Annotated in this window: 13 protein-coding genes and 2 tRNA genes; 13 read left to right on the plus strand and 2 right to left on the minus strand. The window is 34.8% G+C overall.

All coding sequences use genetic code 4. The features are described from left to right. The first annotated feature begins 58 nt into the window (after positions 1-58). The 5 genes from secY (at position 59) to EXC55_RS02670 (ending at position 6227) form a co-directional block, all read left to right on the plus strand. The gene (secY, locus tag EXC55_RS02650) at positions 59-1501 is read left to right on the plus strand and encodes a preprotein translocase subunit SecY (RefSeq protein ID WP_129623129.1); all 1443 of its coding nucleotides are present in this window, start codon (positions 59-61) and stop codon (positions 1499-1501) included. Beyond that, entirely contained in the window at positions 1495-2208 is a 714-nt protein-coding gene (locus EXC55_RS02655; RefSeq protein ID WP_318024541.1) for a nucleoside monophosphate kinase, read from the plus strand. Before secY ends, EXC55_RS02655 begins: the two co-directional genes overlap by 7 nt. A 136-nt stretch (positions 2209-2344) precedes the next feature. Then, positions 2345-2435: transfer RNA gene (locus tag EXC55_RS02660), tRNA-Ser, on the plus strand. A gap of 118 nt (positions 2436-2553) precedes the next feature. Further along, positions 2554-5316 (plus strand): cation-translocating P-type ATPase, encoded by a 2763-nt coding sequence (locus EXC55_RS02665; RefSeq protein ID WP_129623130.1) that lies wholly within the window; start codon positions 2554-2556, stop codon positions 5314-5316. Between the two features lie 209 nt (positions 5317-5525). Then, the gene (locus EXC55_RS02670; protein WP_223211680.1) at positions 5526-6227 is read left to right on the plus strand and encodes a LemA family protein; all 702 of its coding nucleotides are present in this window, start codon (positions 5526-5528) and stop codon (positions 6225-6227) included. A gap of 485 nt (positions 6228-6712) precedes the next feature. Here EXC55_RS02670 and EXC55_RS02675 read toward each other — a convergent pair whose 3' ends face one another. Together EXC55_RS02675 and EXC55_RS02680 are read right to left on the minus strand one after the other, a co-directional pair. Then, positions 6713-7708 (minus strand): alpha-ketoacid dehydrogenase subunit beta, encoded by a 996-nt coding sequence (locus EXC55_RS02675; RefSeq protein WP_129623131.1) that lies wholly within the window; start codon positions 7706-7708, stop codon positions 6713-6715. Between the two features lie 69 nt (positions 7709-7777). Then, a complete protein-coding gene (locus EXC55_RS02680; RefSeq protein WP_129623132.1) occupies positions 7778-8884 on the minus strand; it encodes a thiamine pyrophosphate-dependent enzyme in 1107 nt (368 codons plus the stop codon). Positions 8885-9246: 362 nt separating this feature from the next. On the opposite strand from EXC55_RS02680, the gene EXC55_RS02685 reads away from it, so the two are divergent. From EXC55_RS02685 to EXC55_RS02720, 8 genes are all read left to right on the plus strand, one after another. After that, the gene (locus EXC55_RS02685) at positions 9247-10218 is read left to right on the plus strand and encodes a phosphate acyltransferase (RefSeq protein WP_129623133.1); all 972 of its coding nucleotides are present in this window, start codon (positions 9247-9249) and stop codon (positions 10216-10218) included. A 58-nt stretch (positions 10219-10276) separates the two neighbouring features. Continuing rightward, a complete protein-coding gene (locus EXC55_RS02690; RefSeq protein WP_129623134.1) occupies positions 10277-11464 on the plus strand; it encodes an acetate/propionate family kinase in 1188 nt (395 codons plus the stop codon). Between the two features lie 177 nt (positions 11465-11641). Continuing rightward, positions 11642-16120: a PolC-type DNA polymerase III gene (locus EXC55_RS02695; RefSeq protein WP_129623135.1), complete on the plus strand. Its 4479-nt coding sequence runs from the start codon at positions 11642-11644 to the stop codon at positions 16118-16120. Between the two features lie 469 nt (positions 16121-16589). Next, positions 16590-17519, plus strand: a complete 930-nt coding sequence (locus tag EXC55_RS02700; RefSeq protein ID WP_129623136.1) for a hypothetical protein — start codon at positions 16590-16592, stop codon at positions 17517-17519. 122 nt (positions 17520-17641) lie between these two features. Next, positions 17642-19117: a lysine--tRNA ligase gene (lysS, locus tag EXC55_RS02705; RefSeq protein ID WP_129623137.1), complete on the plus strand. Its 1476-nt coding sequence runs from the start codon at positions 17642-17644 to the stop codon at positions 19115-19117. Positions 19118-19757: 640 nt separating this feature from the next. Continuing rightward, a tRNA-Leu gene (locus tag EXC55_RS02710) sits at positions 19758-19841 on the plus strand. A gap of 309 nt (positions 19842-20150) precedes the next feature. After that, complete coding sequence (locus EXC55_RS02715) at positions 20151-21275, plus strand: AEC family transporter (protein ID WP_129623138.1); 1125 nt, start codon at positions 20151-20153, stop codon at positions 21273-21275. Positions 21276-21300: 25 nt separating this feature from the next. Beyond that, entirely contained in the window at positions 21301-22290 is a 990-nt protein-coding gene (locus EXC55_RS02720; RefSeq protein ID WP_129623139.1) for an NAD(P)-dependent oxidoreductase, read from the plus strand. Positions 22291-22313 lie beyond the last annotated feature (23 nt).

Genomic DNA, 22313 nt, shown 5'->3' on the forward strand with positions numbered 1-22313 from the left:
ATTGAATTTAGTATTAATATATAATTAACAAATATTTATGTACACATGGAAAGGGGCTATGAAAAAAATTAGTTTTGTTAAAGCTTTTTACTGATTTCGACAAAAATGAACGAACTTTTGAGCGAACAAAGAAATCACTAAAAAGACCATTTTTACAGCCACATTGTTAATTCTTTACATTCTAGCAACTACAATTACAGCTCCCTTCGTAATAATTAAAACCGCTGATGTAGTTGATAATGATACTTTCTTAAACACTTTGAACCTTGTTGGTGGTGGTGGACTTAGAAACTTTTCACTAATGGCTCTAGGAATTAGTCCTTTCATTAATGCCTCTTTGATTATGTCGCTGCTACAAACAAGAGCATTCCCAGCAGTTCATAAACTCACACAAAGTGGACCACATGGTCGTAGGAAACTCAACATAATTACGAGATTCTTAACTTTATTAATTGCTTATCCACAAGCAATTTTGCTTACAACATCGCTTTCGGCCGGACAAAATCCATTTATTGAATTTGTGCCGCTTGCAAATAATAGTGCCTTAACTGGCTTAACTTCTTACTTCCTTTTACCATTAATTTTAATGGGTGGTTCATTATTCTCGCTTTACCTTGCGGAACAAATTACAAACAAAGGAATTGGAAATGGTACTTCACTATTAATTTTTGTGGGAATCGCCTTCCAATTACCAGCTCAATTCAGAGGAGCATTTAGTTACTTTGTCGGTGATGGTGGTAGAACTTCTACCTTTGTTGGTGCCCTTAAATTCTTAACTTACATTTTCGTTTATTTACTAGTAATTTTTGTTATAGCACTAGTTTATAATGCTGAACGTCACATTCCAATTCAACAAATCGGTGCTGGACGGAGCAAAAACGTCAATGAAATGGGTAAATTACCAATCAAACTTAACCCTGGTGGCATTATGCCAATTATCTTCTCGACAATGCTCTTATCATTACCTTTAATGATTGCTCGTATCTTACCTGAGACTAATTTAGCCAAAGTTTGAATGGAGAAAAATCTAAGTTTCACCAGTGCGCTTGGCCTTTCACTTTTAGTGGTAATTACATTCTTCTTTAGTTACTTGATGGGTCTCCAACAATCGAGAATTGATCGTATTGCTGAAGACTTTGCTAAAAATTCAACCTTTATTCCAGGAATTAAACCTGGTGAAGAAACAGAAAATTATTTATTTGGTGTAGTTTTAAGATTATGTACTTTTAGTGCTTTCTACCTTATAATTCTTGCTTCAATGCAATACTTGCAAATTATTCTCCTTGACTTCCCAACTATTATTTCTTTTGGTGGTACTGGAATGATGATTTTGGTAACTGTATCAATTGAAACAATCTTACAGTACAAAGCTAGAATTAAAAGTTCACGTTTATCAAAGCAAAAAGTACTTTCAAACAAAGCTGCTGACAAACTTAGCAAACCTGATCCTTTTGCCAAAAAAGGTTCAGAAAGTAAAGATGGAGATGGTTTATTATGATAGTTTCTGCTTGTCGTTCTCAAAAAAATACAACTAACGACACACCTTGCAATTGTGTAAAAACACCCTTACCTAACTTAGTTTTTATGGGGCCTCCGGGAGTGGGCAAAGGCACTGTGGCAGCTTTGCTCGCAAGCGAACAAAACTTAGTTCACGTGTCAACTGGTAACATTTTTCGTGAAGAAATGGCTGCTAACAGCGAATTAGGTCGTAAAGCCCGTGAATATGTTGACAATGGTTTGTATGTACCAGATTCAGTAACTAACGAAATGGTACGGAAAAAATTAAATACTTTAATGGCGGCAAACCAACGCGTAATTTTGGATGGTTATCCGCGAACACTTGAACAAGTTAATTTTCTCAATAACATTAGTGGTTTTAACTATCAAGTAATTGAACTTACCACTAGTGAAGAAATTATTTTGCAAAGGTTAGGTGGCAGGCGTTTTTGTCCACAATGTGGTAAAAGTTTCAATATTTATTCAATGCCATCACAAAAAGGTGACCACTGTGATAATTGCGACGCGTTATTAGCAACGCGCAAAGATGATTCAAAAGAAAATATCATTGTGCGGCAAAAGGTTTACCACGAACAAACACAACCGCTTTTAAACTATTACAAACAAACACAACAATTACACACTTTTGACGCTTCTAAAGACGCGCAAACTACTAAAAACGAAATTCTTAAATATTTACAAACTTTATAATTTAAACCTTAAAACTGCTTGTTAAACAAGCAGTTTTACTTTGCAATTGTGTTTGTTTCTGTTATCAAAACGGAGTACTCAGCAATTTTGTTTTTCTTTTTGAAAAAACAACTTTAAGTTATAATTATGAAACCGTGGAACAGTACTCAAGTGGTCGAAGAGGCGGTCCTGCTAAGACTGTAGGGGAGGCAACTCCCGCGGAGGTTCAAATCCTCTCTGTTCCGCCATTTTTTTATATCTTTTTTGTTTTGTGTTAAAATTTCGTGCACAATTTGCTCAATAGTGTAAGTGGAGCAAAATTACTTAGCTAGTCTTGTTGCTTAGTTTTGCACAGAAAGGAGTTTTATGACTGACTTTAAAACCGGTTTAACTTCGGCTCAAGTTGAAGATAAATTAATTGAATTTGGTGAAAACACCTTAGTTAAACCTAAAAAAGTAAGTTGAATTGGTTCATTTTTCAAACAATTTCTTGACCCAATGGTGATTTTACTTGTGATTGCGGCTTTTGTGAGTTTGGGACTTGCCATCTTCGAACACGTTCATAGTTCTACTCGCACCACAACAGAGATTATTGTGTCATATGTTGAACCGGGAATCATCTTTTTAGTAATTGCACTCAATAGTGCTTTGGGTGCCTACCAGGAAGTAAAAAGCGACCAAGCTGTGCGAGCCCTGGCAGCAATGAACGAAACCAATGCCACTGTGCGACGGAATGGAGAAATTATTAAAATTCCTGCGACACAACTGGTACCAGGTGACGTGATGTTACTTAATGCTGGTGATGTAATTAGTGCTGACGGGCGACTCATTGATGCTTTCAATTTACGCGTAATTGAATCTTCGCTCACAGGTGAATCAGTGGCCGTAGATAAAAAAGCTAACTTTGATGCACCAAAAAATGAAGTACTTGCGCAAAATACGCACTTAGTATTTTCGGGAACTTATGTAACAAACGGTAAGGCTGAAGTTTTAGTTGAAGAAACTGGCACTCGGACTGAACTTGGCAAAATCAACGCTATGATTCAAAGCCAAAACAAAACCTTGACTCCTTTACAACTTAAACTTAATAAACTAAGCAAAATTTTTGGCTGATCAGGTATTGTGTTGCTATTTATAAGTTTTATTATTTATATTCTTTTAAATAATATTGTGCTTAACACTTGAAGCAATCCAGATGTTTATACCTCGAGTGCTGTCACGGCAATTAGTTTAGCTGTGGCTGCAATTCCTGAAGGCTTAATTACTTTTACAACTGTTTTACTAAGTATTGGTGTAAGTAAAATTTCTAAACAAAATGGTTTAGTCAAAAACCTTTTAGCCGTGGAAACTTTAGGTTCAGTCAACGTCATTTGCAGTGACAAAACAGGTACACTTACTGAAAACAAAATGACTGTTGTGGATGGTTACATCAACAATAAATTACTTAGTAAAACAACAGGCAGTGCAGCTGATCGTGATTTTCACATTTTGGCTACCTATTTAACTTTGTGCAACGATGCTTCTATTAGTTATGACCAAAACACAAATACTTTTAAAGAAATTGGCGACCCGACCGAAACTGGATTACTTTGATATGCCTATGGCTTAGGTATCTACAAAGAATCATTACTAGCCAAAACTCCAATTTTAGACACCTTAACTTTTGATAGTGATCGGAAATTAATGTCAGTGTTAGTGGAAAAAGAAAACCACACTGCCGATACTGATCCAAAATCAAACTTGATCATTGTTAAAGGCGCTCCAGATGTGGTTTTAGCTAGATGTAAAAACCTTGAGAGCGCACAACTAGAACAAATTAATCGCGACTTTGGACAAAAGTCTTACCGTGTGCTCGCAGTGGCTACGCGTGAAACTACTGCTACAAAACTTAGTTACGACGACGAGCAAGATCTTACTTTTGTTGGTCTGATTGCAATGATTGACCCACCACGTGCCAATGTGGCCAAAAGCATTGCTGTTGCGCAAAAAGCGGGCGTGAAAACTGTAATGATTACTGGTGACCACATTCACACAGCTCAAGCTATCGCCAAAGATCTTGGTATTTGAAAAGAAGGTGATTTAACAGTCAGTGGGGAAGAATTAGCGCGGATGAGTGACATTGAACTCGCTAGCAAAGTTCACCTTATTAGCGTGTATGCTCGTGTGAACCCAAGCGACAAACTAAGAATTGTCAATGCTTGACAAAGTCACGAAAAAGTAGTGGCTATGACTGGTGATGGTGTCAACGACGCTCCTGCATTGAAAGCTAGCGATATTGGTTGTGCGATGGGAATTACTGGTACAGATGTGTCTAAACAAGCAGCCGACTTAGTTTTAGTTGATGATAACTTTAATACTATTGTCAACTCAATTAAAAATGGACGGATGATTTTTGACAAAATCAAAATTGTGATTTTAAACTTGCTCATTTCTTCATTATCAGAAGTATTAGTTATGTTAGTTGGTTTAATTGCCTTCTACTTAGCCTTTAAAGAAAGAATAGGCTCAGATGGTTTTTACATCTTTTCAGCTTCACAACTTTTATGAATTAACCTCTTAACTCATGGCTTACCAGCCATCGCACTTGGTTTAATTGATTCAGACAAAGACGTGATGAACCGCAGTCCTTATTCGAAGAAAGAAAGTATTTTTGCGCGGGGTATGGGTTATAACTTGCTCGCCCAAGGTTGTGTGTTATCATTTTTCACCTTGTTAGCTTACGGTCTTGGCGGCGTTTATGCTGCACAACTAAACTTAACAGGTCTTGAATTTCTCAAAGTTGCTTCAACAGCCGCGTTTCTCACCCTTGGCATTGGCGCTTCACTTAATAGCATTAACTTAATGAGTACCAAAACAATCTTTAGTTGAACCAACTTGAAAAAAAACTGAATCGTGTTTGTTGCCGCAGGTACTTCAGTCTTTAGTGTCTTACTTGTGGTGTTGGTACCAAACCTTTCGAGTGTCTTCCGGATGGTTGATAACGTGTATTACTACCCATTGATTTTAGCGATTGGTTTAACTCTCGCGCTCACCTTGACAATTTACAACGAAATTTATAAAGTGATTGTTTATTTCTGAACTAAACATAAAACTGTGCAAATGCAAAACCTAGCACAAGTTAAATTCTAAAATGCACAACAATTAGCATAATTAATTAACATAATTAAGAAACTACAACATAGCAAATACTGCTTCACTAAATTTTGCAAAGAATTACTAAGAAGTGGAAAATGCTATGTTTTTTGTCACCAGAAACTAAAAAACTATTAAAATTTATATATTAATTTATAGTTCTCTCACTAATTCTGAAAAGAACTAACTTTTGGAAAGGAAAATTTATGGGCAATTTTTTATCACCAAATAATGCCAACAACCTCACCGAAGAACAAAAATTAGGCTACAACCCAGTTGCTGCGACTGGAACTCGTGGTGCCGAAATTTCAAAAGCACAAAAAGTAATGTTTGTGATTTTGTCGGTGCTTACTTTAGGTATTTACTGACTTCACCACATGGTCTTTAAGACTGTCAATGTGTTGTTAAAACAACAAAACCAAATTAACAGTGCTGCTTCTTCAATTGACGTGCAACTTAGCAAACGTTTCGGTACACTTTCAAAATTAGTGGATGCTGGTAGAAGTTACTTTGCACACGAAAAAGACATTATGACTAATGTTGCTAAATTCCGTTCAATGGCTGGCCAACTTAGCAGCGGAAATCTTAGTTCAAGTGAAGCTGGTCAATTACGTAACGAATTAGAAGCTGGTATGAATGGATTACTTTCACGTTTACTTGCTGTACACGAAAACTATCCAGAATTAAAAGCTTCAAGCATTACCAGAGACTTAATGGAACAAGCAAGCTACTTAGAATCAGAAATTGCTGCTTCAAGAAGATTGTACAATACCCACGCTAACGAATTTAACATTCAACTTTCAACTTTCCCAACTAACTATGTTGCTTGAAAGAAAAAATACACCACTGTACCTCTTTTCTTAGCAGCGTCAAAAGAAAGACAAGACGTAAGTATGTCATTAAACTAAAATTGTGACCAAGTGTTGTAATTGCTGTAAAACTAAAAACACAAGTTTTCGGGCTTGTGTTTTTTTATCTAACTTTTATTTTAAAAGCGCATCAAACCTCACTTGCTAAATGAAACAAAATAGAAACACTAACTTTGTAAATGTTGAACTGCGTAAAACTTTTAACTTTCATTCTTTGCAATTGAAGACTACAACATAGCATTAAAAGTTAACTGTGCGTTGGTTCTTTTGTGAAACTAAATTAGTTGCAACATCCTTGTAACAAAATTGGTGCACAATAATCAAACGTCCTTAAAATTATGCTCTTTACTTTACATAGCAAACTATGTGATAGAATGATTTGTAATTTTAATGTGCGCAAGTGAGCAAACTCTCCTTTTAAATTTTAAAGCACCCTCACAGCAAAGAAAAAGCTACCCCCACCGGTAGCTTAATCTATTATTCATTATAAAAGTTAAGATTATATTAATAACAGAAATGAATGATTAGTCTGCTAAGATTTCATCGATAACAGTAGCAATTTTATCCTTGTCAACCATAAATAATGGTTCAAGAGCTGGAAGAGGAATTGTTACGTCAGGAGCTGTTAAACGACGTGGTGCTGAAAGTAAGTCGTCAAAGCAGTGTTCGTTTACACGTGCAAGTACTTCACCAGCGATTGAGCCTGATTGTACAGCTTCTGTTACTACTAACACACGACCTGTCTTCTTCACTGAGTCAACAATGGTCTTGGTGTCAAGTGGTTTAAGAGTTCTAAGGTCGATCACTTCAACTGAGTATTCTTTACCTTGTTCTTCAAGTAACTTAAGCGCAGCTAAAGTTTCGTGAACCATGTGACCGTAAGTTACAACTGTTAAGTCTTCACCTGGCACAACAACGCTTGCTTTACCAATTTCTACAGTGTAGTAACCAGCAGGAATTTCTTGTTTGAAAGCACGGTAGTCACGCTTGTGTTCAAGGAATACAACTGGATCTGGGTCTTCGATTGCAGCGATTAAAAGACCTTTGGTGTCGTAAGGAGTTGCAGGCATAACAACCTTAAGTCCTGGAATGTGTGCAAAAAGAGCTTCGATTGACTCTGAGTGGTGTTCAAGAGCCTTTACACCACCACCACATGGCATTCTAAGAACCATAGGTACACCATAGTTACCTCTTGATCTTTTTCTCATACGTGCAGCGTTAGCAAACATTTGTGACATAGCTAAGAATGAGAAACCTGAGAATTGCATTTCAACAACAGGTACTAAACCAGCGATAGCTGCACCGATAGCTGAACCAGCAATTGCACCTTCGGTAATTGGTGAGTCTCAAACTCTTTCTGAACCGTATTTAGCTTGTAAGCCTTGTGTTGCACGGAACACACCACCTTCGAAACCAACGTCTTCACCATAAACTACAACATTTTTGTTTCTTTCAAGCATCACATCAAGTGCGTTGGTAACTGCACCTATGTTATTTACTGAAATTTTTTCGTTTGACATATTTTCTCCTTTGATTAAGTAAGTATCATTATTAGCTAAAAGATTTTTATTTTTAACTAATTACTTAAATTATTTTTTTAAAAATCTTCTGTTAGCTTCTTTTTGAGCTACTAATTCTTCAGGCAATACAGCGTAGGTGTAGTCGTAAACGTGTTCAAAACCTTCTTTAGCAAGGGTGAGTGTTGATGCGTCGTAAGCAGCACGTGCTTCAGCAGCAGCGTCTTCAGCTAATTTTTCTTTAACTTCTTCAGTTAAAAGACCGTTGTCGAATAAGAATTTTTCGATACGGTGCATTGGTTCTCATCTTTCGTGTCTTTCTTCTTCTTCTCTTGAACGATATACACGAGGGTCGTCACTAGTGGTGTGTTGACCTTGACGTCATGTTACGAATTCGATAAGAACAGGACCATGTCCTTCTCTTGCTCATTGGTAAGCTTCTTTAACAGCAGCTGAACAAGCAAGTAAGTCGTTACCGTCTACACGGATACCTGGAATGTCGTATGAGTGAGCACGTTGTGAAAGTGTAAGCACTTTGTAACTGTTGTGTTCTGGAACTGAGATAGCTCATTGGTTGTTAATTGCAGCTAAAACAAATGGTAAGTTACGTACTGATGCAAGGTTAAGACCTTCGTGGAATTCACCTTCGTTGGTTCCACCGTTACCTACTGTTGCTAAAGCGATTGATTGGTTGTGTACACCGTTTTTAAGTTTAAGTGCGTATGCAACACCAGCAGCAATTGAAATTTGTGAACCAATAACAACTTGCATTGGAAGTGTGTTAAGTTCTTTCGCAAATTTTGAACCAAGTTCTGATCCTCTTCAGTAAAGGAATACATTTTCTTCTGAAATACCACGAGCTAATTGTGCAGCAAGTACACGGTAGTGAGGTACAAATCAGTCATCTTTCTTAAGGAAGTAACCTAAAGCTGATAAACAAGCTTCTTCACCTAAGTTAGGTGCAAATGTTCCTAAACGTCCAGTTTTTTGAAGTGTTAATGCATAAAGGTCTCATTGACGAGCTCTAATCATTATTTTGTACAAATCTAACAATTCTTTCTTTTCTGCATCTGATGGGTTGTAATCTTTGTTAATTAAATTACCATCAACATCAAGAAAACGAATCATTTCTTTTGGATCTGACATAACTTTGCCAGCTTGGATGTATTTGAATGACATTCATCTCTCCTTTTTATAATATATTATAAGAATTTGCACATAATGTCATAAAGTAATGTTTGTCATTAATATGCACTTATATTATAAAGTAGAGAGTTTAAAACTAATGTTTTATTGACTTTTTTGTTCGAGTTTTTCATATTTTTACGAAAAACTAAAAGGTTGCTCTCGTGCTACTTTGTATGCTGGTTTCAAAATTACGCAGAGAACCATTTTTTTCACACAAATTATCACAATTTTTGCCCTTTTTACCGCAAAATTAGAATAAAAAACGGGAAACAAAACACATACATATATAATTTTTCATATTTTGAAGATTCAAGATTTCTTGTTAAATTTGACTCAAAGAAGGAGAAACATTTATGAGTATTTCAAAGTTTAGTTTACACATTAACGAAATGTTAAGAGCCAAAGCCCAAGAACAAGTTTTATCAGTGCTTTTCATCGATGGTGATGATGAACGTTCAAAAGAAGCTGCTTTATATTTACAACAAGAAAAATTAGCACGTCCTGTACTTTTAGTTGAAACTAAAGACCAAGTGTTAAATAATGGTTTAGAGTACCTTGTGATGAGTGAATTAGCTGCAAAAAAAGACGAATATGCAGCTAAATTAGTTGAAATTAGAAAAGGTAAGGAAGACCTTGCGACTTGCCGTAAAAACCTTGACCAACGTCCATACTTTGGTGCGATGATGATTAGAACTAAAGAAATCGACGCAGCTGTGGGTGGTTTAATTTATTCAACTGCAGACATTTTAAGAGCTGCCTTTAAATGTATTGGTCCAAAACCAGGTGTGAAAACCATTTCAAGTGTAATTGTGATGCACAAGGAAGATGAAAAACTTATTTTCACTGACCCTTCAACTGTACAAAAACCATCCGCTGAACAATTAGTTGATATTGCAAACAACGCAATCGAATTTGCTAAAACGATGAATATGAACGACCTTGCCGGTTTTCTTACTTACTCAACCAATGGTTCAGGTTCAGGCGAAAACCCAGACTTAGTTAGACAAGCAGTTGCACTTGCTCAAGAAAAAGGTTTGAACATTATTCCAGGCGAAATGCAATTTGACTCAGCTTATGACTTAGGCGTGAGAAAACACAAATTCCCAAGCGCGCCACAACAAGAACTTGGTGTGTATGTCTTTCCTAACTTGGAAAGCTGCAACATTGGTTGCAAGATTGCACAAAGGTTAGGTCAATACGGTGCTGTTGGTGCAATTATGCAAGGTGTTAATGGTGCAATCAACGATTTTAGTCGTGGTGCAAAAGTACAAGATGTCATCGATGTGACTTCAATTACCATCCTTAAAGCATACGAATTTAAATAAAAATTCCCATTCACAAAATTAATTTAATTTTACGAATCAATCTATCAGATAGGAGTCTATGAAAAAAATATTAGTTGTAAATGCTGGAAGTTCATCACTTAAGTGAGCTTTCTATTCATACGACCAACTTGAACTCTTTGCTAATGGTTTGTGCGAACGAATTACCGAACCAATGGGTAAAGTGATTATTAAGTATGGTAATGGTCAAAAATTCGAAAAAGAAGTAGTTTTACCAAACCACACTGTGGCTGTGCAAGAATTACTTACTTCTTGAAAAGAACTTAAACTAATTGATTCACTCGATGATATTAGTGCAATTGGTTTCCGTACTCCATATTCAGGCCACGATTTTCTTTCACCTGTAGTTTATAGTCCTGAAGTTAAAAAAGGCATTGAAGAAGCAGCAAAATTTATTCCTTTACACGCGCCAGCAACTTTAGCTGCGATCGCTGGTTTTGAAGTACACTTGCCAGAAGTAGTGAAAATCATTGCACAAGATACTGCTTTCCACACCACAATTCCAACTGTGAATGCCACTTTCCCAATCAACAAAAAATGAGCAGCTAAATTTAATATTAAAAAGTTTGGTTACCATGGTTTAAGTCACAATTACATTGCGGAAAAAGCAAAAGAAATTTTAAGCGTTCCTAAACCAAATGTAGTTGTAGCCCACCTTGGTTCTGGTAGTTCAATTTGTGCTGTTAAAAACGGCGAATCAGTTGATGTTACAGTTGGATTTAGCTCATTTGACGGGTTGCCAATGGGAACAAGATGTGGTGGTATTGATCCTGGTATTACTGATTACTTAACTAGAATTGAAGGACAAAGCCAAGACGAAGTTTTCAACATGTTAGTGAAAAAATCTGGTTTGTTAGGTGTGAGTGGTGTAAGTAATGATGTACGTGATTTACACGCTGTGTATGACACTAATCCTGATGCTAAACTTGCGCTTGATATCTTTGTAGCTAGAATCGTTGATTACGTAGCAATGTACCTTAATAAAGTTGGTAAACCAGATGCTTTAATCTTCACTGCTGGTATTGGTGAAAATGATGAAATTATTCGTCAAAGAGTAATTGATGGTTTAAGTTTATTTAACTTTGAATTAGATCAAGAAGCAAACTTAGCAAAATATGATGACTTCAAGTTGATTTCAACTGCTGATTCAAAAATTCCAGTTTACAAAGTAAGAACCAATGAAGAAATTGTTATTGCTCGTTATGTGAAACAATTACTAAATCACTAATAACATAAAAGTGCTCGTGTGGCACTTTTATTTTGCTAATAACGCTATAATATAGTGCTAAAGTAAAAATAAATTTAACTTTATTTTTAAATTTCAAAAAAGTTTTTTATTCAAAATTATTTCTTTAAAATTTATAAAGAAATTTCTTTTTTATAGAGTTTATGAGGGGGAGTTCTGATGGAAAAAGATGCACAAACTTCACTTACTATTGGTGAAAAAACTACAAGTGAACAGCCAAACATTGCTGCATCAGCAGACCAAAAAACAAGACAACAACGTTTTCAAAAACTTTGTCGTCATTTAAATACTAACTTGAATGAAATGTTCCCAAATACTGAAATTACGCAACTTGAAATGCATCCAGATCAATCTCTTTTCGCAAAGATTAAAATTTGTGACAAAATGCATTTTGATGAGTTTATACATTTCAGAAATACTTTTTCCACTTCCACAGCAGTTGATATTTCGGTTAAGTATGAATTTGACGAAAAACTCTATCAAAAAGCTCTTATCGGCGACTACTTACAAAATATAATTGAGACCAAAAGTTTTTTTAAATGAAAGGTACTCTTAAGTAGTAGACCACTTGTTTTACTAGAAAAAAATGCTGATAAATTCAGTATGATCTTTAAAGTTGCTGATCAAAATTTAGTTAATGACACTATAGCTGTAACCGATAAATTAGAAAGTGAGTTACATAATTGCGGATTTGTAAATTTAATACTTAGAGTTGAAATGATAGCCACTGAATCTGGCGAAGCTGAGTATGAAACACCAGCCAACACAATTTCTAACGAAGCCGCAGTTAAAGTTCTTAGTCAACAGCAAAGAAATGCGCAAGTAAAATCTGCTGCAAAAGATAAATATTCTTCGCCAACTTTTACTAAAAAGCGTTGAGATAACATTGCTTACCAAGAAATTAATTTGAAACAAATTTGAGAATTAGAAGATAAATCGCCTGTGCAAGTTGTAGGTGAAATCTTTGACTTTGAATACAAAAAACTTAATAACTCTTCAGGTAAGAATCATTTATACATTATTTCTTTGACTGATTTTCAAAATGCCGTACAAATTCAATTATTTTTATCAGAAGCTTTAACCGAAACTGAGCAAAAAACTTTACGAATAGGTAATTGAATTTCTGTCAAAGGCAAACTTGCTATTAAAGTTCGTCAATACAATGAACAAAGAATTATTTATGGTGATTCTTTTAGTGAATTTGAAACCCCCAACATTCGACCAATGGACAATATGCCTCCGGAAAGAAAAAGAATCGAATTACATGTAAGTTCCAAAATGAGCACAATGGACGCGTTAATCGACCCTGAGGATATTATTAAGAAAGCGGCTGAATTTAAGATGCCAGCAGTTGCCATTATGGACTTGGATGGTTGCCAAGGTTATCCTAAGTTTTACACAACAGCAAAAAAACTAGGTGTAAAACCATTGATGGGAACATCTTTTACCACAATTGAACGTGGCCATGAAGCTGTTTGGGGTGCTAGAAAGTTTGAAAAAACAACTTTGCGTGAGCTTGCCTATGTTGCTTTTGACATTGAAACCACTTCCTTATATGCTAGATTTGGTGAAATTATTGAGTATGGGTGAGCTGATATTAAAAACAATTTGAAAATTGAAAAACTAAACCAATTTTTTATTCAAGCTAAAGAACCGTTATCAGTTTTTACAACTAATCTTACCGGTATTAAGCAAGAAGATGTTTTGAGCGGACTTACAATTGACAAAGCATTTGATGAAATTTATGACAATTTGAATGGCAAAATTGCTATCGCCCACAACGCAAAATTTGACTACTATTACATAAAACAAAAATGTTTGGAGTACAAGAAACCTTTTCCCGAATTTACAATTATTGACACATTGAAAGTTTCTGGAATTTTGTTTCCAAATGACAAACGCCACAATTTGAATGCCTTAGCGAAAAGACTTGATGTTGAATATCAAGCCGAAGTAGCTCACCGGGCTGATTATGACGCCAACGTTTTAGCTAATGTGTGAGTAAAATTGGTTGGTATTTTAGAAGAAAAAGGAATTACTACACTTGATCAATTAGCTAAGTTAGTTTCACAGGATGCTTGAAAAAAAGAACGTGGTTTTGAAGTAAGTACACTTTGCAAAAATAATGAAGGACTCAAAGAACAATTTAAATTAGTAAGCAAAGCATTAACAGATCAATATTGAGATTCAGCTAAATTATTTTGAGATGATCTTCAAGAAACAAAAAATCTTTTGATTGGTTCAGGCGCTTTACGCGGTAGGCTGCTTGAAGAATATTTTTATGGATCGCAAGACACTTTTGAAGCGATTTTAGATCGTTTTGATTACATAGAAGTGCCTGCACCTGCGGTGTTTAAACATTTTGTTGAATATGGAGATTTGACTTGAGATCAAGTTCATTCAACACTGAAAGACATCATTCTCACAGCAAAACAAAAAGGCAAACTTGTGGTGGCAATTGGCGATGTAAAATACTTGAATCCATTCGACCAATATATCTATAAAATAGTTGTCTATGCAAAAGGTATCGCTAACTCAAGACACTATTTATTTAACTTTGAAAAAGCAAAACAAAATGAGTTAAAAATTCCACAACAGCACTTTTTCACTACAGAAGAAATGCTTACACAATTTGCTTTTTTGCAGGATGAAGCTTTAATTGAAGAAATTGTAATTACAAACACACACAAAATTGCTGACCTGTGTGAAGAAGTTGAGGTTATCAAAAAAGGTCTTTTTAAACCTGAATTTGATGATTCAGACCACAAGTTGCGTGCGTTAGTTTACGAAAATGCACACAAACTTTATGGCGAAAAATTACCAGAATTCATTGAACAACGAATTGAAAGTGAAATTGAACCAATCATTAAATTTGGTTACTCGGTGATTTATTGAATTAGTCACGTTCTTATTAAAATGTCAACTGACCGTGGTTACATCGTTGGTTCACGTGGTTCAGTTGGTTCCTCGTTTGTTGCTTTTTTAAGTGATATTAGTATTATCAACCCTTTACCGCCTCATTATATTTGTCAAAAGTGTAAGTTGTTTGAATTAGCTAATTTGCCGAAAATTACCTCAGGTTTTGATTTACCAAAACGTAACTGCCCGAACTGTAACGTCTTAATGCATCGTGATGGGCAATTGATTCCTTTTGAAACATTTCTAGGGTTTAACGCAGAAAAAGTACCTGACATTGACCTTAACTTTTCAGGTGATGTGCAAGGTGAAATTCATCAGGAAGTACGTAATTTGTTTGGCGAATTCAACACGTTTAGAGCTGGAACAATTTCAACAGTTGCTTCGAAAACAGCATATGGCTATGTTAAAGCATTTATGGAAGAAACTGGTGAACACGCTGATGAATTGTTTGTTAATTATTTAGCCAAACAAATCGAAGGTATTAAGCGGACGACTTCCCAACACGCCGGCGGCATTATCATTATTCCAAAGGAAAAAGAAATTTACGATTTTACACCACTCAATTTCCCAGCAGGTGAAACTGAGTCAACTTGAAAAACAACTCACTTTGACTACAAGGCAATTCATGACAATTTATTGAAACTTGATATCTTAGGACATGATAATCCAACCATTTTCAAGATGCTGGAAACAATGACCAAGTTTAAAACTGCGCAGATTCCTTATGATGATCCTGATGTTATTAAGTTATTCTGTTCACCAGAACCAATGGGGATTAAATCGGAACAAATTGACAATGAACCAACTGGTGCTTTGGGACTACCTGAATATGGCACCAAGTTTGTTCGAAAAATCTTAACTGTTGCTGCACCAAAATCATTTGCTGATCTTGTTTCGCTTTGTGGTTTGTCGCATGGAACTAATGTGTGACTAAACAACGCGGAAGATTTAATTTTAAAAAATAACCTAACACTTAGTGATGTTGTGAGTTGTCGTGATGATATTTTGGTAAAGTTAATGGCTTTAAATGTACCGCGTTCACAGGCGTTTGAAATTATGGAAAAAGTGCGGCATGCTAAGAAAACGCTTAGTGCTGAAGATGAAGCATTGCTTGTAAAACATAATGTACCGCAATGACAAATTGAAAGTATGAAAAAAATTCAGTACATGTTCCCTAAAGCCCATGCGGTAGCATATGCTCAAATGGCTTGGTGAACGGCTTATTACAAACTTTATTTCCCGCTTGAATTTTATGCTGTGTACTTTTCAATTCGGACTGATGTACTTGATTTGGACAATATGGTTGATATGAAGTTCGGCACCAAGGCAAAAATGAAATTACACCAAATTAAACGGGATGAGCAAAATCGTTCAATTAGTACCACTGATGAAAAGTTATTACCAATTTTTGAAATTTGTCAAGAACTTTACGCGAGAGGATATTACATTGACAATGTTTCCTTAACAAATTCAGAAGCTGTAACTTGAAAAGTAGACCATCAACGTGGTTGCTTAATCCCGCCTTTTAATGCTGTTAAACAACTTGGTGAAGCAGTGGCAAATTCAATTGTCAAAGCACGCGAAGAAAAACCATTTAAGTCAATTGAAGATTTCACTAAACGAACTTTAACAAATTCATCATTGATTAAAAAACTTGAAGAAATGAATGTTTTTGAAAATTTAGATCAAACCAACCAAATGCAATTAAATATTTTGTAATTACTAACCAAGCAACTAAATTGTGTTGTTTGGTTTTTTAAATTTGCTGTAACTTTAAATGTAATTTAATAAATTAACATTTTCGTAATAGTCTAATTATTTTTTTGTATATGTCTTTAACATAGTGATATTTGCAAAATCAAGTTAAAAAGAAAAAGAAATAATTTGTTTTAAAGTGGTCCATTTTTTTGTTTAAACAACAATTTTTTTGCTCGATTTTGACATTAAGTAAAAAACTTTTTCCTTGTAACTTAAAACTTACAACTTTTTTGCTTTCAAATTAATTTTTAAAAATCATTTTACGGCTAATTTTTGCAGTTTTTTAGCACTTATTGTGTAAAAAATTACAAAGCAAAATAAGGCATTAATATATAATATCAATTATTAATTTTAGACTTAATTAGTTTAGTTGAGCATAACATTTATGCACTTTCGAAAGGGTAATATGCTTCAAAACTATCAAACGTTTATGGAGACAAGAACTCCAAAATTCAAAAAAAATTTACCATCAATAGCGTTTTGAAGAGATAAGCGGTTCTTAGCTTGGATTATTCTTGTTGTTATTTTCTCTTGTATTGGTTTAGCTGCTTTTGCGTTAATAATTTATGCGAAGTATGGAATGCCAGAAAGTACAGATCCGAATTATCCGCAAGTGGTGAGTTATTCATTGCTAGGCGTGATGATTGGTTCATTCACATTAGTTGCAGTTTTCGTAGCTTTGGCATACTTTCAAATTGGCAAGCAGAAGAAACTAGCTTTTGACCAAGGCGATGACATAATGTATGATTTGTTCAAAATTGACAACTTACACTATGTTGGCCAAGAATTTAAGAAACCACTTGCGTGAGTTAGAGACACTGTTAGAATTTCACCATTATCAAACACGCAAGAAGTTAAATTCACTTACGATCAAATTTTTATTAATAAAGACATCAACAAAATTGATTTATGAAAATCAGAAGCAGTTGTTGTTGAAAATCTTAAGAATCAAGAACAAAAAACCTTTCTTTTCTTAGAAGGTGACATCAAGAGTAAGAAATTTAAACAAGATTACATCCTAGGGGAAAAGTTCCCAGTTAACTTTAGATTTAATTTTAAAGACGACCTCGAAGACCGTTTGCACAAACCTTATCGTTTACTTACTCAAACCGACACTATCGATGAAGAAGCTTACAAGCAAATTGTAGAAACAATGCAAGCTTTAGACCTTTGAAATAGAGGTTATGGTTTCTTTATCGACAGCGCAAAGAAAAAAGTTTACAGTTGAGTTCAAACTGATTTTAGATTATTTAGATTAGCAAATAACGAACAAATTGATATTGCTAGTGCTTCAGAAAAGTTAGTCAGAGATCTTTACTTACTCGAAACACTACAAACCTTACCGTTGTTGCTTGACTAATTAATTCAAAGTTAGCTTTCAAGTGCAAAATAGCAGTCTCGGGACTGCTATTTCTTATATTATAAATTTTCATTCATCACTTATTTATAGAGTTCAATTCATCAAATTAGAGGAGCCTCACTATGAGTTCAAAAATGATCGACCAAGAAGTGGTCAGACGCGGTAAATTAGAATTTTATGCCGCCAATAACATTAATCCCTGACAAAAAGCAGATAATCTTGTTGATAAAATCGCTTACAGCAATGCTATTGTTAACGAATACCAAGATCACACAAAAGAAGATCTAGAACACTCACCAGTAGTCAAAACAGTAGCTGGACGTATTATGACCAAACGTGGGCCTTTCATTGTGTTGCAAGATTACCACGGTCAAATTCAAGTTTATTTCAACAAAAAAGAACATGAAGCTTTAGTACCTTTAGTTGAAAGTCTTGACTTTGGTGATATTATCTTAGTGACTGGTGCACTAATGAAAACACACACAAACGCAGTGTGTGTGCGGGTACAAGACTTGCAATTACTAAGTAAATCACTTAAACCTTTACCAGAAAAATTCCATGGTTTAGTTGATGTGGAAGAACGTTATCGTCATCGTTACTTAGACTTAATTATGAACGCTGAGTCACGCGAAAAATTTAAAACTAGAAGTAAACTTGTGCAATGAATTAGAGATTACTTTAATAATCTTGAATATCTTGAAGTTGAAACTCCTGTTTTACACGATTATCTTTCAGGCGCAGCAGCACGCCCTTTCAAAACATTCCACAACGCTTTAGGTCAAGATTTTGTGTTAAGAATTGCGACTGAAATTCCACTTAAAAAATTAGTAGTAGGTGGTTTTGACCGTGTTTATGAAATTGGTCGCATCTTCCGTAACGAAGGAATTGATACTACGCATAACCCAGAATTTACCAGTATAGAATTTTATGAAGCTTACTCAAATTCTGAAGGTATGATGGCCAGAATTGAAAAATTGTTTGAGTTCATTTGTCAAAAAATGGGTCGAACAAAATTTATGAACAATGGTGTTGAAGTTGACCTTAGTACGCCATTTCGACGTATTGATATGGTTGATGCAGTAAGTCAAGCAACCGGTGTAGACTTTCGGAATGTAAGTTACGAAGAAGCTGTGCAAGTGGCCAAAAAACACAAAGTGAAATTAGAAAAATTCTTTACTTTAGGACACATTATTAATGGTTTGTTTGAAGAATTAATTGAAAAAACTTTGATTCAACCAACTTTTGTAGTCGGGCATCCAATTGAAATTTCGCCACTTAGTTTCAAAGCTGAAGATCCAAGGTATGTAGAACGTGCTGAATTGTTTATTAACACTAAAGAATATGCCAACATTTACACAGAGTTACATAACCCAATCGACCAATTAGATCGTTTTATTTCGCAACTTAACGAAAAAGAAAAAGGTAATGACGAAGCTAGTGATATAGATTATGATTTTGTCACTGCACTTGAATACGGAATGCCGCCAACTGGTGGTGCCGGAATTGGGATCGACCGTTTAACTATGCTGCTTACTGAAACATCTTCAATTCGTGATGTGTTACTATTCCCTACACTCAAAAGAATTAAACAAAATTAAAGCTCATTAACTCGCACAAATTTCCAAATTACAAATTATTACGCAACAATATGTTGTATTTCAAAAATAGAAGTTATTACTTCTATTTTTTTAGCTCGCAACTTTTCTAAAAAATAGAACAAGTTGGTTTGCTTAGCTAGCCAACAACCTCTTTTGTATGTTGAATTGTTTTTTAAATTAAAACCCCGAACTGATTCGTGGTTGTGTTAGCGCAGACTCACTGCAGAAATAAGAGTATAAAATTTTATTCATATCACGCGTATTTTATTGCGCTTTAGCTTGTAGTTTAAAAACAGTTAAACTTAAGCTCCTTTTGTAACTTTTTTATTTCTGCATTTGTTCTTTAAATTTTTCAATTATGCTTTCATTATGTAGTAGAGATTTAGTCAGGTATTTGTTAAAGCATCATTAAATTTAATTGTATCACTGGCACACTCTAAGCAAGCGAGTGTGTTTTCTTTGCAATTAAATTATAAAAAATTCAAATTATGCCTTACTATGTAAACTTATTTGTAGACAAATAACTATTAAAAATTAACATTCAATTAAGCGTTAAAAATAAGAATTGACATTTAAAAACGTTGAATTCTTACAAGTAAATGTTACGAAATTTTTGATTTTAGTCTATAATTTCATCACTGCCCAAGTGGTGGAATGGTAGACGCCGTGGACTCAAAATCCACTGCCGCAAGGCGTGCAGGTTCAAGTCCTGTCTTGGGCACCAGATAATATTTTCATTACCAAATTTTTAGTAAATTGCAAGGTGTTTAAAAACATCTTGTTTTTTTTATATATAACGCAATAACACAGGCGCGTTGGCAGATTACTTTGAAAAAGTCAAATTCACAAAGTTTGTCAACAAAAACTGCAGTTTTCTGTAATTCTCACATTTAATAATTTTGCGTTTGTGTCTTTATGATAGACTTAACGACAAATTTTATAAAATGTTTGTGCAATCAACAAATTGTTAAAATTATCTCTTTTTTTGAAATGTTAATTGTGTTCTACGTAATTATTAGAAAGGTACTTTTATATGAACTTTGTAAAAGTTTTAACTAATACTAGCTTCTGGGGGGCAATTGTTGCTACCGTTGTTATTATTAGTTTGGGGTTTATACTCACTAAAACCAAAGTGCTTAAAGTGGAATTTAAAAAAGTTTTAAACGCAGTCGTTCTTAAGATTGCGCTTCCCGCTGTAGCATTTATTGGTTTTATGAAAAAAGTTACAGTTGCTGACTTAACTAATGAAGGAATTATTTTGGGTGTTTCATTTGCTTTCTATATTCTTCTTTGTTTAGCAGTTTTCTTATTTGTAAAATATGGAAGTCGCATTATTCCAAGTAGAATGAAAAAAAATCCAGATGGAACAGTAGCCAAAAGCGAATCGAAAGCTTTAATTAGTTGAATGATGATTATTTTTGGTTCAATTACTTTCTTTGGTTTACCAATTATTAATGTTATGGCTAAAGACGCAACTACTTCTGCGAATATTTGAACTATTCCATATCGTATTTTCTTATATTCATACTGCTTTATGATGGTAAGTGGTTTGAAATTTGATAAAGAAAACATTAAAAAATCGCTTAAAACAACATTTTTAAACCCAATTGTTATTGCAACATTTCTTGGTCTTGTGTTATATCTTACTCAATTAATTCCTGGCGCGTCAGGTTTTGCTGCTAACTTTGCAAGAAGTTTTGAAGATTCTAAAACTGGAATAATAAAACCAGGTGAAGCGGGCTGATTCCAGTTAGACGTAACAATGCCTTATATTCACAAAACCATTAATTACTTAAGCGGGTTAGCTAGTCCACTCGTTTGACTTTCAATTGGTATTACACTTGCTACATCAAACATCAAAGCAGCTGCAAAAGACTGAAAAGTTTGAACTTTTTCAGCTGTGAAATTAGTTGTTTTACCACTTGTCATCTTTTTGATCTTTTGACCATTAGTAAAAATTGGAAAAGTTACAGCTCAAAGTGGTTTGGCAATGGTTATTTTTGCAGCTACTCCACCGGCTACTGTTGTTATTGCTTATGCAATGCAATACAAAGTGCACGAAGAATACGCAGCACAGTGTTCAGCCCTTTCAACGCTTCTAGCAGTTGTTTTAATGCCTATTTGAGTTGCGGTTGCTTCTGCAGTTTACGGTCTTTAATTTATAGTAAAAGGAAATTATATTAATGAAAGTTATTTGTTTCGGTGTGAGAGCCGTAGAAAAGCCAATTTTTGAAAAATTTAACAAAAATTTTGGTTACGAACTAGAACTAAGATCAGAAAGTTTGAGTGCAGAAAACGTTGATATCCTTAAAGGTTTTGACGCAGTTATTTGTCGCGCAAGCGATAAAATTGATGCTCAAGTAGTTGCTCGTGCCAAAGAACTTGGCGTGAAATTCATTCTCACTAGAACTGTTGGTTTTGACCACATGGATGTGGAAGCTTTACATGCGCATAACATTTTAAGTGCACGTGTACCATCATACTCGCCAACAGCTATCAGCGAACTTGCAGTATCAATGGCTTTAACTCTATCAAGAAAGAGTATTTATTTCGCTGCTAAAGCTGCGGCAAACTTAGATTACACAATTACTCCACACGGATTTGCTAAGGAAATTAAAAATTCGGTAGTGGGAATTATTGGCACCGGTAAAATTGGTTTTGAAGCTGCAAAAATGTTTCGCGGTTTAGGCGCAACTGTTGTAGGTTATGATCCTTATCCTAATGACAAGGCAAAAACCGTTTTAACTTACTTACCGCTTGATGAACTTTTAGCTAAAGCTGACATTATTTCAGTGCATGTGCCTTACATTAAAGGGCAAAACGATAAATTTATTAATGCTGAATTTCTCAGCAAGATGAAACAAGGGTCAATTCTTGTGAACACAGCTAGAGGTCAACTGCAAGATGAAGCAGCAATTCTTGCTGCGGTCAAGAGTGGAAAACTTGCTGGTGTTGGTTTAGATGTTTTCAATAACGAAAAACAATTCTTTGGTAAAAAACTTGACGCAATTAACGATCCAGTTATTGAAGAATTAATCAGTTTGTTCCCAACAGTGATGACATCCCCACACATTGGTTCTTACACTGATGAAGCTGTTGCTAATATGGTGGAAATTTCTTACCAAAACTTAAAAGAATTGGCAAATGGTCAAGAGTGCAAAAATAAACTTTAGTTCTTGTTTTTAATTCTGTTTGA

This window comes from Mycoplasmopsis columbinasalis, from assembly GCF_900660705.1.
In the GTDB taxonomy this organism is placed as follows: Bacteria; Bacillota_I; Bacilli_A; order Mycoplasmatales; family Metamycoplasmataceae; genus Mycoplasmopsis; species Mycoplasmopsis columbinasalis.